Origin of the sequence: Runella sp. SP2, assembly GCF_003711225.1 — a bacterium.
Taxonomy (GTDB): Bacteria; Bacteroidota; Bacteroidia; order Cytophagales; family Spirosomataceae; genus Runella.
Genome location: NZ_CP031030.1, coordinates 5,592,919 through 5,606,840 on the forward strand (window position 1 = coordinate 5,592,919; position 13,922 = coordinate 5,606,840).

Annotated in this window: 10 protein-coding genes; 4 read left to right on the plus strand and 6 right to left on the minus strand. The window is 44.4% G+C overall.

The annotated features are described in order from the left end of the window. Positions 1-2 precede the first annotated feature (2 nt). Positions 3-377 (minus strand): diacylglycerol kinase family protein, encoded by a 375-nt coding sequence (locus DTQ70_RS22590; protein ID WP_122932906.1) that lies wholly within the window; start codon positions 375-377, stop codon positions 3-5. Between the two features lie 123 nt (positions 378-500). Next, positions 501-5,996, minus strand: coding sequence for an alpha-2-macroglobulin (locus DTQ70_RS22595; RefSeq protein ID WP_229599990.1), 5,496 nt, complete (start codon positions 5,994-5,996; stop codon positions 501-503). A 219-nt stretch (positions 5,997-6,215) separates the two neighbouring features. On the opposite strand from DTQ70_RS22595, the gene DTQ70_RS22600 reads away from it, so the two are divergent. From DTQ70_RS22600 to DTQ70_RS22610, 3 genes are read left to right on the plus strand one after another with little or no spacing between them, the layout of a single operon-like run. Further along, a complete protein-coding gene (locus tag DTQ70_RS22600) occupies positions 6,216-7,394 on the plus strand; it encodes a sensor histidine kinase (RefSeq protein ID WP_122932908.1) in 1,179 nt (392 codons plus the stop codon). A 3-nt stretch (positions 7,395-7,397) separates the two neighbouring features. Further along, positions 7,398-8,078, plus strand: a complete 681-nt coding sequence (locus DTQ70_RS22605; RefSeq protein WP_122932909.1) for a LytTR family DNA-binding domain-containing protein — start codon at positions 7,398-7,400, stop codon at positions 8,076-8,078. A gap of 37 nt (positions 8,079-8,115) precedes the next feature. Continuing rightward, complete coding sequence (locus DTQ70_RS22610) at positions 8,116-8,346, plus strand: DUF2281 domain-containing protein (RefSeq protein ID WP_122932910.1); 231 nt, start codon at positions 8,116-8,118, stop codon at positions 8,344-8,346. Here the strand turns inward: DTQ70_RS22610 and DTQ70_RS22615 are convergent. The 3 genes from DTQ70_RS22615 to DTQ70_RS22625 form a co-directional block, all read right to left on the minus strand. Next, complete coding sequence (locus tag DTQ70_RS22615) at positions 8,341-9,423, minus strand: hypothetical protein (RefSeq protein WP_122932911.1); 1,083 nt, start codon at positions 9,421-9,423, stop codon at positions 8,341-8,343. The two genes, DTQ70_RS22610 and DTQ70_RS22615, sit on opposite strands and share 6 nt — an antisense overlap. Before the next feature lie 2 nt (positions 9,424-9,425). Then, positions 9,426-9,941: a DUF4365 domain-containing protein gene (locus DTQ70_RS22620; RefSeq protein WP_122932912.1), complete on the minus strand. Its 516-nt coding sequence runs from the start codon at positions 9,939-9,941 to the stop codon at positions 9,426-9,428. Positions 9,942-10,061: 120 nt separating this feature from the next. Then, positions 10,062-11,687, minus strand: a complete 1,626-nt coding sequence (locus DTQ70_RS22625; protein ID WP_122932913.1) for an ABC-F family ATP-binding cassette domain-containing protein — start codon at positions 11,685-11,687, stop codon at positions 10,062-10,064. Positions 11,688-11,845: 158 nt separating this feature from the next. Here DTQ70_RS22625 and kynU point away from each other — a divergent pair, with 158 nt between their 5' ends. Further along, entirely contained in the window at positions 11,846-13,132 is a 1,287-nt protein-coding gene (gene kynU / locus DTQ70_RS22630) for a kynureninase (RefSeq protein WP_122932914.1), read from the plus strand. Positions 13,133-13,210: 78 nt separating this feature from the next. Here kynU and DTQ70_RS22635 read toward each other — a convergent pair whose 3' ends face one another. Beyond that, positions 13,211-13,819, minus strand: a complete 609-nt coding sequence (locus DTQ70_RS22635; protein ID WP_122932915.1) for a transposase — start codon at positions 13,817-13,819, stop codon at positions 13,211-13,213. Positions 13,820-13,922 lie beyond the last annotated feature (103 nt).

Consider the following 13,922-nt stretch of genomic DNA (forward strand, 5'->3'; position numbering starts at 1 on the left):
ATTTACATATTCAAGAACCAACACCACAGCTTACCGCCAAACACAATTGCTCCCACCACTACAGCTACTACTGATGTTATCATTACTCCTGCTGCCGCCAAATCTTTGGCCGCTTTGATTTGTGGATGGTAATCGGGCGACACCAAATCGCACAATTTTTCAATGGCCGTATTAAATGCTTCTGCTGCCCAAACTGCTCCTATCACTATCGCCACCAGCGCCCACTCAAAACGCTCTAACCCAAGCACAATTCCTAACAAAACTACTCCAAAAGCCGCAATAAGGTGAAAACGGGCATTGTTTTCGTAGCGAAACAATGCTACCACCCCTTCAAAGGCGTAGCTAAAACTACGAATCATTTTGCGAATATCAACCATCTAATTTATTCAGCCAAAACGCTTTCTACTGACAAAACGTTTTTTTCGTTTGATGCAAAGATAGGGAGAAGACATCAGAAAACTAACGTCCACTCCCTATCTAAGCACTTTTGGGCTAGGTTTTTAGTCCACTTTTACCTTTCCTCCTCCCGAATAACTTCTAAAATCGCCCGAGTACATGGCATCGGCACTCACGGGGCCAAGTGTGAATGTGCCTTTGGTAATGACCCGAACCATGTAATAAAACGTTTTGGGTTCGGACGTGGCGGTAGTATAATAACTGATACGGTCGTCGCGAATGTCAAAGTGGTCGGGAACGGTAGGTGCCTGAATCCACGGCATATCGCGGGGTTCGGTCAAACGTGGGTTTTCGATTTCAAACGACGCTGGGAGCAAATCCGTCACCACCACGTTTTCAACTGGCGAGCCGTCGGTGCTGCTGAGGCTAATCTTTACCACTACCAAGTCGTTTTGTCGGAACGTGCTGATTGGTTGTCCAAAGCGATTGAAGAATTGTTTACGGACGCGCAAACCTGCATCTTCTTCCGTATAAGTTCCTGTCGCACTGATGCCCTCCGTTTGGGCAAACCAATAGACCGAACCTTTGCCCGAGGCAGCCCCCAACCCCCGAAGTGGGCTATTTGTTGAAATTATTAACTCTTTTCCATCAAATTGATACCCTTTGCCATTGATAGTCATTTTAGCAGTTGCCGTCGAATTCGCGTTTTTCTTGGCCAATTTACCCAACGCCAAAAACGAGAATGCCGCTTCTTGGGTGTTGAGGTACGAACTCGACGCCATCGCTTCTGATAAGCGTCGGGCAAGTCGAGGAATTTGGAGGTTATTCGGATCAGTTTCAATGAGGGTATTGACCGTCAAAGCCAAGTTACGAATCGGACTAGCAAAACTTCCGCTCAGTCCTCTCGCCCCTACTGGAGGCACATAATCGGCGGGCAATAAGGCCTTATAACTGCGTTCGTCACCGATTTGCTTGTACGCCGCTGCCAATAAATAGCGCGTGTCGAGCGTCAATAACTGTTGATTTTGTTTGTAATAGTTCATCGACGCCCGATTGGCTTTTCCACCCAATGCCAAGACGTACAGTGAATACATGGTCGTGCGGCTCGCAATCGTCAACTGCGTATAGCCGCCTGTTTCGTTGTAAACGTAGTCATATTCCGTAGCCGCTGTTCCTGCTTTGGTCGTCAGGTAATCTAACATCCGCCCCAGTGCCGACGCATTCACCTCAAAACCAGCCCGTTGGGCTTCCAACAAAAAGTGCGTTGCATAGGCCGTTCCCCAGGCCGATTCCTCGGTACTGGCAGGCCAGTAACTTACCGCACCGTTGGGCAACTGCATACTTTCTACCTTTTGAATGGCCGCTTGAACGTTGAAAGTCGGGTTAAAATCGCTCTCGCCTGCTTTGACGAGGTAGGTTTTTGGAGCAATGGTTTTGGCCAAATCTCCAAAATAAATCTGGGGAAATGCCTTCGAAATCGTTTGTTCGATGCAACCATGTGGATAGCCAAGCAGGTAGTCGAGGGCTTTGGCATATTGTACCATCGGCGAACGGCTCACTACGATTCGGCTCGTTACGGTTGACGGGATAAAATCATTCCCTCGCAAATCGATGGTAGCAGTGCTACCGCCCGCAATCACTCCCGACTGACTCGCTTTGAGCAACGAAGCGGCAGGACGTACCGTCAGCTCCGTTTTTTCAACAAATTTCTCTTTGCCATTATTCACCGTCACAACCACCGAACCATTTCCCATCGCCTCGGCCGCTTTGATGGTAAAGTACGTTCTGGCTTCTTTTTCGGGGGCAATGCTTAGGCGCTGAGTTACCTGACTAACCGCCGATAACTTGCCACTGATAGCGATACTTGCCGTGACATTGGCCGTTGTTTTTTCGGTGTTGCTGATATTTACGGGGACAATTACCTCATCGGTTGGGCTCAAGAATCGCGGTAGGGCCGTACTAATGACAATAGGGTCGGCTACTTTCATATTTTTGTTATTCGACCCAAACGCATTGTCTTTGTACGCCACCGCCATAATGCGCAAATCGCCCGAAAACTGCGGGATGTCCACCTCAAACTCGGCTTCTCCGCTGAGCCCAGTTTCTAGTTGTCCCGACCAATACGCCACCAAATTCACCCGCCCATTAGAAAGAGGATTGATGCGTTTTTCCAAATCGTAGCCATCTCCCCCAACGCTGCTTGTGGAAGCCAACGATAATTCGGGAAAAAGGAACGGATACAAGTCGTGACTGTTGACTTCTAAGGCTCGTTTTTGGTAGAAAAACCCGTGAATATCTGGCGTTTGAAAATTTTTGATTTGCAAAATCCCTTCGTCCACCACCGCAACCGTTACTTGGGCATTCCGCGCAGTTTTGATTTTTATTTTCTGTTTGGTCTTTGAACGCGACTTCTCTACTGCCACAATTTCTACGGGAATTTTGGTGTCTTCTTCTTCCACTTTCACCGAGGCAAAACCGTGCGCTACCGTCAGCGGTAGGTTTGAATTATCCAACGGACGAATCAACGTAGCCGTGACGTAGGCATTGGGCAAATGCTCATCGCCTAATGAGAAGGTAAATTCGGCCGATTTGTTATCAGTTTCTAAGTAATGATGCTCCAATACCTGATTGCGCTCCACCGTCACCAATAATTTTCCCGCAAACGGCGTTTTGAACAACACCTTTGCCTTATCCCCGACTTGGTACGATGGCTTATCAAACTCCATCAATACCTCGCCTTCGTTGCTTACTTCAAACGACGAAGCCGACGTACCTCCCCAGCCGTAGGCATAAAAATGGGTCACAGAATACCCCGCTACCCCACCTGCACGGCGAATGCGAACTTCGTATTCTCCCGATACTGTGGGTACGTAACGTACTTCGGATAAGCCATTTTTGAACGAAATCACGTTGGAATACACGACTTTTTCCCGCTTTTTGGACGCATACCGTAGCTGGTCGTTTTGTTTTTCTACGACGGTTTGATACTCCATCCGCACAATGTCCACTTGGGCCGTCGCGGTTGCTTTTGGGCGACCGTCTTTGTCCACCGCCACCAAACCAATCGGAACGGGAGCGTTGAGCCCAACGTAGCTATCGGGCATTCGTACGCCATAAAAGACGTCTTGGGTAAAGACATCAAAGCGTTTGAGACGATTGACGGGGCGGCCTGTTTCGTCAAAAACCGTTACGTAAATTTTCCCTTCCAACACACCCACATCTTGGTACGTAGCAGGAAGCACAAAACCCTCTTTGGCCTGCCCGTTGTCGTCGGTTACTCCTTGGCGTACTGTATTTTCGTATTTGCTATTGTTAGGTATGTCAAAAATGTATTCCTTGTATTTTTCGGCAAAAAAGGCTTTTTTCTTCAACGAAAACTCCATTTCGTAGTTTCTCCCCGACGCGGGTGGGCCAAACAAATTGAGGGCTGTTGCGTTGAGTTGAATGGTTTGCCCCGTACGGTAATGGTCTTGGTTCGCTTTGACATCCACCTTGATGCGGTCGGGCATAAATTCCTCGATGCTCAGTTTTTTGGAGGTCAACAACACATCGTTGGCGTTATACACCTCCACGCTGTAGCCGCCCGTGACGGCCGCTTTGTCGAGTGCTACCGAGGTTTCTACGGCGCCTTGACCGTTAGTCGTTACCCGAAACGTCTTCAATTCTTTTCCATTGGGCAAAATCACTTTGATTTTCAACGGGATTTCACCCACACTTTTCCAATTTTGTTGACGAACGACCGTATTAAAGTGCACCGTTTCCCCTGGACGATAGATGTCGCGGTCACCATACACAAACGCCTCAAAACCCGACGCATTATCGCGCTTGCCTTCTACCTCAAAACGGGAGGTTTCGACTTGGGCGTCTTCCAACAACAAATAGTTAAAGTCCTGAACCGTGTTATCCTCTGAACGCGGCGTTTGGGCCACTACCATCGCAATTTTAAAATTCGGCGCTTTTTCCGATAACTTCTCAAATTTCACCACCCCGTCATTGTCAGTTTTTCCTTTTACGACGGTTTGGTTATTGGTCGAAACCAAGCTGACTTCCAACTTACCTAGCGGCTCGGCGGTTTTAATCGAGTTGGCAAACACCCACAATTCATCTTTGCCTTGTTTGGCAATGAGACCAATGTCCGACAACGACACCATTTTGATGGCGCGGTTGTACTGTTCGTCTTTTGACTGCACCGTCACCACATAAATTCCTCGAAACTCATTGCTCGCGTCGGGAATCCCCAAATTCAAGGCCGAAACGCCCTTTACTTTGGGCAGGTTATCGGTTTCTACCGTTTTGTCCACTACGACGTCGCTGAAAACTTGGTTGTAATCTTCGTCGTAGTTGTAATTTCCCGTAGGCCCCCAATTATCCTCACCCCCACCTAAGTACCCGTATTCTTCGTAACGGTTGCTGCGGAGGTACTGCAAAATGTTGTTTTCGTAAATCTTCGCAATTTTCACCTGTACTTTCGGAACGTTCACAATCTGGATGCCCACATTTCGCGCGCCTTTGGAAGAGAGGTAAATGGCTTTTTTGTTGACAAACGAAATGCTGGCAGGCATCAACCCAAAAAACAAATCTTTGCTAACGGGTTCTTCCAAACGCGCTCCCAGCACCCCCTGCACTTGGTCGGTGAGGGTGAGCACGTAGGTATCAGTTTCGTTAAAATCACCCCGAATGACGAAGCCATTTTCGGTCAATTCGGCTTTGGTCTGTACGGCAGGCTGAATGCTGTAATAGGTGCTCAAATCCTCGTTTTTCAGTTCTTGCGTCGTAATGACCCGCACCATGCCTCGGTTATTTTCAAAGCCCGTTTTTACATCTTTCACTTCAAGCGTTGTGGCCGATGGAATGGTACTTGACAAGGTCAAAGGCGCTGTGCTTGTGTAGGTTGTGTTGGGAACTTTTACCCCTTTTTCAACGGCGACTTCGAGCGGTTGTTCGTTTTTATCAGCAACGGCTTCCCCCAAAGCCACCGTCACCACAGGCGCGTTTTGCGTAGGAATGACGGAAGGACTTAGCTTTTTCTCGTCGCTTTTGGCACTGAGTTTTCCACCAATTTCGCCACTACTGAGGTCATAATTAAAATATAACTTGGTTTTTGCCAACGGTTTTCCCGTTTCGCGCGACTTAGTCCAGTAGGTTTCGGCTTCGGTAAGTTGGAGGTAAGGCGTATGAAACGTCACATCGTCGCCCGATAGGTCATAGCGTTTGTCGATGGTTTTCTTGGCCAACTCCTTACTCAATTCGGCGCGATATTCGGTCGCAGGTTCAAACCCACTCGCGGGCGAAAACACCAATTCGTTGGGGGCTGTCCACTTAAATTTTCCCGCCACGGCAGGAATAAACTCAATAAATTTGGTCGATTCCCAGCTGTTGAGTTCGGACGTGGGAACAATGTCTTTGTTGAACGTAAAAACCAAGTTTTGGGCGAGGTTGATTTCGTCTTCAAAATTTCGACCTACCACCCGAATTTCGTTGAGTTTTCCACATTGGGAGAGGAAGGTGGTGGAAAAAAGCGTAAGTAGAGCGAGTAACCTCACCCTAAATCCCTCTCCTGCTAGGCGAGGGACTTTGAAGTGCTTCATAAAGGAGCGCATTGGAAAGACGGTTTAGAATTTGGCCAATAAACGATGAAAGTTCGGTAAATTGTGAACAGTACGCAACAAAAAGTACGGCCAATTATTTGACGGCTTCGTGAGGACCTTTTTCGCAATTTTTTAGGGGGTACAGCACGTGTTTTGAAGTACTCGCCACATTTATTTTTATCGCTCCGATGGTTGTATTTGCTTTGGAGCATCATCTTAAACCATACAGCTATGCACATCAATAAATGGCGATTGTTCTGGATTCATTATGGGGTTTTATTGCTCTTACTTTTAATATGGCATTTTTTTACAAATAACTACCTCGAAATTTATCATGTTAAAAACGTAACCATTTTTATACCATGGCAGAGTATTGCTATACAGCTATTTGCAACTAAAAATGCTCCATTCATTAAAGCATTATTGATTGTCTCAATATCAACCTACTTTTACTTATTTATTTTTCAGGATTTAGTCCAAAAACAGTTTAAACGTTTTGCCATTAAATTTTGCCTCTTTGTTGGAGCCCTACTAATACTACAAATTATTCTGTGGGCTTTTTACGATTGGCTTCTCTTCAATTACACCTACGAATATGAAAAAGAACAGGCTTGGATTGAAACCCAAAAGGAAAACGGAAACCTTTTCCGCCCTTTTTCAGCTCTTTTGCTTGATTCGTTTCATATCCTTACCCAAAACAGATTTGTCTATGGCTTGCTTGTTTTAGGAGTAGATGATATTATCTTCTATCTCCTCTACACCGCCTTTTTCACCCTCATCATGTACGTTTGGCAAAGTCGGAAGCGAGAGGAGGAGTTGGAGAGACAGCAACGCGAAGTAGAAATTCAGTCCTTGAAAGCGCAGTTAAACCCTCACTTTCTGTTCAATTCGCTCAATACCATCTACAGTTCGGCCCTCACCGAAAAAGACACGCCCACGGCGCAGTTGGTACAACAATTATCGGGGATTTTACGGCACAGCGTGGAAGAAGTTCGTCACGAAAAAACATCCTTAGAAAAGGAACTGGCATTTATTGAAAAATACCTCGCCCTCCAACGCGCCCGCTTGCCGCAACACCCCCACGTATCCATCAATACGTCAATTCATTGGGACCAAGAACCTGCCGATATTGCACCGTTGTTGTTGATTCCCTTCATTGAAAATGCCTTCCAATACGGCATTAGTTTGGACACGCCTAGCTTTGTCACTATTCGCTTGACGATTGAAGACAAAAAACTCCATCTGCGCGTCGAAAACAGCCTTTTGACAGTACATGGCCACCAAAAAGGGGCAGGAACGGGCTTGCCAAACGCCCAAAAACGACTACAATTGCTGTATCCTCACCAATATACCTTGGCATTTGGCCCCGAAAAAGGTACTTTTCTCGTAGATTTGACGCTTCAATTGTAAACCATGAACGTTTCCACCATCGCCATCGACGACGAACCTGCGGCCTTGGCCGTTATCGAAGAATATACCCACCTTGTGCCATTTTTAACCCTAAAACAAACCTTTGTGAGTCCCAAGGAAGCCTTAGCTTTTTTGAAAAAAGAACGCGTCGATTGCGTGTTTTTGGACATCAAAATGCCCGATTTGCTCGGAACAGATTTCGCCCGTATTCTTCAAGGACAAACGCAGGTCATTTTTACCACCGCCTACCCCGAATTTGCCGTCCAAGGGTTTGACGTTCAAGCGTTGGATTATTTGCTGAAACCCATTGAGTTTACCCGTTTTTTACAAGCCGCCAATCGCGTCTATGCCCAGCAAAGCCAACGGGTGGAAGGACAGAGTTACATTTTTGTAAAAGAAGGCTACGATTGGGTGCGCGTGTCGCTGGGTGAAATTCAGTACATTCAATCAGACACCAATCTGTTGTTTATTTACGAACGCAGCCGCCGCGTCATTACGCGAATGACTGTCACCGAACTGCTTCGCATTTTGCCACCTGAGCGTTTTTTGCGCGTTCATAAGTCGTACATCGTCGCCATTGAGGCAATTCTCAAAATTGAACGACATCAATTGGTATTGGCCAAAACTACCATTCCTATTGGAGAATCTTATCGTGAGAGCGTGGAAAGGGTGTTGTTGGGGTAAAAAACAAAAAAGTTTAAATTTGTAGAAAAAGCATAAAATGACGACCGAACAGTTACTATTGGAAGAATTTAACAAATTACCTACCCCGTTACAGGAGGAGGTTTTGGACTTTATTGGTTATTTATCTTCAAAATACCAGTCAAAGCGTTCTGTGCCAAAACGTAAAGCGGGAAGTATGAAAGGATTGGTCACGTATATGGCTGATGACTTCAATGCTCCTTTAGAAGGCATATTCAATTATCACCTAAATTTAAAAGAACTATCATAAAACATCAAATTGGCCAAGTTTTGTAACTCGGTATTGTGTTTTTTCTTTTTCAAAAGTACCTTCTATTTGAATCACGCGGTTATTTTTATGAGCTTCTATAGCTTTTTGATATTCATACGAGTTTAAATAAATTACTACATTCGTATCTATGTTGCGTATAGAAGCACGCATTTTTACTTTATTTTTTTCACCATCAATATCTTTTGAACTTAATTCTACAACTTTCCCATAAATTGTTTCTTCAAAAATTTCATTTATTTTCTCTTTAACATTTTTAGTAAATATACGTAAAGTATCTATTTTATCTTTATTAAGCCCCTTAATCAAGGTTTTTTGAGGCTTATTGACACCTTTTAGTTCAACTTCTAAATCAGCCAAATCTGTTTCATTATAAAGCTCCCTTATAGCATCAATGACGTTAACATTAATAAAAGATTTGTGTTCTTTTAAATATGAATCTTCAAATGTTTCTGAATCCAACAAATCTTTATTTACAAAACTTAGTATATCGATTGCCTTTTTATTTACTTCTCTCGCTTGGATTTGGCTTTCAAATATATTCCCCATTTTAATGGTGTCATTTTTTGGCAACTCAATCTTCGTTATTAGGCTTCCTTTATCATTTCTCAAAAAGTTACATAGGTTAATATAACGCTCTGCCTCCTCAATTTGCTCAAGAATGTGGGGCTTCCCGCTTACTGTAAAAGCGGCAGTTTCGTGTAAGAATCTTCGGATTTTTGATAGTATATCAGGAAAAGTAGCAATAGATACTTTTCCTGATTTCATTTTTTCACCTTCTATATGAAAACTTATTATCTCTTTATCTTCTAAAATAATAGATTCAAGCTCTTCTGAAGATTCTTCATAAATAGAATTTAAAACTTCTATCAGTTTAATTATACTAGCTTCAAAATCTTCAAGGTAATATTTTTTAGGCAAATAGAGTAAATAATCCTCCCCAAAGGAAAGACTTTTTGGTGGGGAAAATACTTCATAACGAGGCTTATCCAAATGCAAGTTCCAATTCCTTTGAATTAGGAATTCTTTAAAATTTGCATATATTTGTTGCGATGACATGGCTATCCAAAATTTTCAAATAAAGCACTCAGCGAATCTATTGTAATCAAGTTTTCTTTTTGAATAAAAATCCGTTTCGTCCCTGTGTTATCCGTAAGAGTTTCGTCTTCCGCAGGAAAGTACCAATATACACATTTCTTTACAACTAGCTCATTTTCTGATACTTGCACCCAATATTTTTTGTCTTCAGGGAGTATAAAAACAAACAATAGTAAAGGTTTATTCAAGTTCCTTCTTTGAATCAAATCATTATATGTTTTTGATTCTAAGTCATATTTAATACCAGCGTTTTCAATATGTATACCCCGTTCAGTTGTTGATTTAGCCTGAATTTTTATCTCTCTTCCAGTATTAACTTTTCGTATGTGTCCATGTTCTTCTCTATATCCTACTTCAACTATAGAAAAATCTGTACCGTAGTCTTTATCTGTAGAAGCTATATCATACCCTAAGTAACTTGCCAAGATTTCCACATACTTTATTGATATAGCTTCTTTAATATGCTCTTCAGTAATCATTGGACATAAAAATATAGTACACAAAACTTATAAAACATATCAAAAGGCTTTTCTACTGATAAATAGGGGAGACGATAGCAGCAAAACCTGTATCGTCTCCCCTATTTATCAATGACTTCCCTAAACCAACGCCCCATACAACGCTTCGCGTTGGGCTTTTACGCGTTCGTCGGTGATGTATTCGTCGTAGGTCATCATCTTGTCCAAAATGCCGTTTGGCGTGATTTCAATGATGCGGTTGGCGACCGTTTGGATGAACTGGTGGTCGTGCGAGTAAAACAACATCGCGCCTTTGAAATCAATCAAGCCGTTGTTCAAAGCCGTAATCGATTCCAAATCCAAGTGGTTAGTTGGGTCGTCTAAGGTAAGGAAGTTGGCCGCCGAAAGCATCATTTTCGACAACATGCAACGCACCTTTTCTCCTCCTGACAACACACTTGCTTTTTTGAGCGACTCTTCGCCTGAGAAAAGCATCCGTCCCAAAAACCCACGGATAAAGCTTTCGTCTTTTTCTTTCGAGAACTGACGTAGCCAATCCACCAAGTTATCTTCGGTTTTGAAGAAATGGTCGCTGTCTTTCGGGAAATAAGCATTCGTAATCGTTACTCCCCATTTGAAATCTCCCGCATCGGGTTTTACTTGTTCGTGTAAAATTTCAAACAAGGCCGTGATTGCCAAGGTATTACGCCCGATAAAAGCAATTTTATCTTCGCGATTCACACGGAATGAAATATTTTCAAACAACTTCGTCCCGTCTTCGGCTGTTTTCGACAAGCCTTCTACCGCCAATATTTGATCTCCAATCTCGCGCTCAGGCTTGAAGTTGATGTACGGATACTTACGCGACGAAGGTTGAATTTCGTCCACGTTGAGTTTCTCCAACATTTTCTGACGCGCCGTTGCTTGTTTTGACTTCGCAACGTTGGCACTAAAGCGACGGATAAATTCCTCCAATTCTTTACGCTTTTCGTCGGCTTTCTTGTTTTGGTCAGCACGTTGTTTCAACGCCAACTGGCTTGATTCGTACCAGAAGGTATAGTTACCACCGTACAACTGCACTTTGCTAAAGTCAATATCAACCACGTGCGTACACACTTGGTCAAGGAAGTGACGGTCGTGAGATACAACAATGACGATGTTTTTGAAGTTGTTCAAGAAGTTTTCCAACCACATTACCGTTTCTACGTCCAAGTTGTTGGTAGGCTCATCGAGGAGCAAAATATCGGGGTTTCCGAAGAGTGTCTGTGCCAACAACACCCGTACTTTTTGGCTGGGGTCGAGGTCAGTCATTTGGGCATAGTGAAGGTCTTCCTTAATTCCCAAACCACTCAACAACGACGCCGCTTCGGGTTCGGCTTCCCAACCATTCATTTCGGCAAACTCCGCTTCAAGGTCAGCGGCTTTCTCACCGTCGGCTTCGGTAAAGTCTTCTTTGGCATAAATCGCGTCTTTCTCGAGCATGATTTCGTACAAACGCTTGTAGCCCATCATTACCGTTTGTAAGACTTGGTACTCATCAAACTCAAACTGGTTTTGCTTCAAAACCGCCATCCGTTGGCCTGGCGTAATTGCTACGCTTCCTGTTTGTGGGTCGATTTCACCTGAAAGAATTTTTAAGAACGTTGACTTGCCTGCTCCGTTGGCTCCAATTACCCCGTAGCAGTTTCCTGGGTTAAATTTAATATTTACTTCGTCGAAAAGCACTCGTTTACCGTAGCGCAACGACACATTTGAAACCGTTACCATTTAATGAATTGATATTTTCTGTGAAAGATGGTGCAAAATTACGAATTTTTCGGGTGAAAGTTGGCACTTATTCCTATCTCTGTTTGAAGAGTTTCTTGGAGGTAATTGTTTCAAATTTAGGGTTTATGTAGGTTTGTACATCAACAAATGAAATTCCATTGGAGACTTTAGATTTACACTCGCTTTCGTCAGATGAACTCCACGCTTGGGCTTTACAACAAGATGCCATCGACCCACTTCGCAAGTTTCGTTCTCAGTTTTTTATTCCTGAACAAAACGGTACTCCTTTGACTTATTTTTGCGGCAATTCGCTTGGTTTACAGCCCAAAGCCGCCCGAACGGCGGTTGAACAAGAGCTTACGACTTGGCAGCAACACGGCGTAGAAGGATGGTTTGAGGGAGAAAAACCTTGGCTAAGCTATCATCGGTATTGCCAACAAGCGCTTGGGCAAGTCGTAGGGGCTTTGGCCGAGGAAGTTTGTCCGATGAACCACCTTACCGTGAATCTTCACTTAATGCTGGTGTCATTTTACCAACCTACCCCTCAGCGGTACAAAATTTTGACCATCGCAGGTGATTTTCCATCGGATCAGTATGCCCTCGAAACCCATTTAAAATTCCGTGGCTATAACCCCGCCGATGCCCTCATCGAAGTAGCTCCTCGCGAAGGTGAATATACCATTCGACTAGAAGACCTCCTCGAAGCCATCGAAATCCACGCCAATGACCTCGCGCTGGTTTGCATGAGCGGCCTCAATTATTACACGGGGCAGGTCTTCGACATGCAAACCATCACCGCAAAAGCCCACTCATTAGGCATCAACGTCGGGTTTGACTTAGCCCATGCCGCTGGAAACATTCCGATGCAACTTCACGATTGGGGCGTGGACTTTGCCGTTTGGTGTTCGTACAAATATCTAAATTCTGGCCCAGGCGGCGTATCGGGGGTATTTGTTCATCAGAAACACCACTCGTCTAACCTTGTGCGCTTGGCAGGCTGGTGGGGCTACGAAGAAAATCGCCGTTTTGAGATGACCAAAGGCTTTGTGCCTATGGCGGGTGCCGCTGGATGGCAGTTGAGTACCCCCAACATCATGGCCTTGGCCGTTCACCGCGCTTCGTTGGCTATTTTTGAAGAAGCAACCATGCCGCTTATTCGTCAAAAAAGTGAAGCGCTGACAGGATTATTGGCAGAAATCATTCGTCGATTGAATGAATCGGGGGCCAAAATTGAAGTGATGACTCCAGCCCAACCCTCGCAACGGGGAAGTCAGCTTTCACTGTTGATTGAGGGCAAAGGCAAAGCTGTTTTTGATTATTTGGTCGAAAACGGTGTGATTGGCGATTGGCGCGAACCCAACTGTATCCGCCTTACGCCCGCCCCGCTTTATAATACCTTTGAAGAAGTGTGGCGAACAGGAGAAATTTTACGAGCGGTGATTTAAGCAGGAGCTTCCCGAAAGTTCCAAAAGCACCTTCCCGAAAGTTTTTGGAACTTTCGGGAAGGTATGACACAGACATTTTTATTTCAAATCCGCCAATTTATTCAAATCAATATCGCCAAGCACTGACTTTATTTTGTCGATACCCACACCGTTTCCGCGCACATTCACGATGTAGCGATTGGCGACTAGCACCGAAATTTCGCCGTCTTTTGAATCAGAATTGTATTTTTCAAACGCTTTGTGACCGTCGTATTCGGTTGTCTTTTCGTAGCCGTGTTCAGTTTCTTTATCCACCGACGCCATCGACCACGCGGCCATTCCCATCAGCGCTACACCCGTACCTGCGACGTCCACAATTTCGACATCAATACTTTGCCCGTTATCGTCGCTGTAATCGGCCTTGGCCGTAGATACGCCGAATCCCATCGCCGCCGTTTTTTCACTCGATGCTTCTTTGCGTTTTAATCCATCAGCATCAGCAGGCAGCAATTCCTTGAGCAGTTTAGGGTCAACCGTTTCTTTAGGACCCTCTTTCGACATTTTCTCAGCTTCGTCCGCTATTTTTTGCAGGGCTTCTAAGCCATTTTTTGGCTCTTCTTTGGCTTTTTCTTCTTCCGATTTCCCAGCACAGTTCCACAATACAACCGATAGTGATAACAGTAGGGCTAAAAACGAAATCTTTTTCATGAGTTCAGGATGATTTTTGTTAATAAAAAAAGGGGACTGGATGTCCCCTCTAAATTACATTTTTTTCAACACTAGCCCCCGTCTTACTTTCTAAAATTAGTAT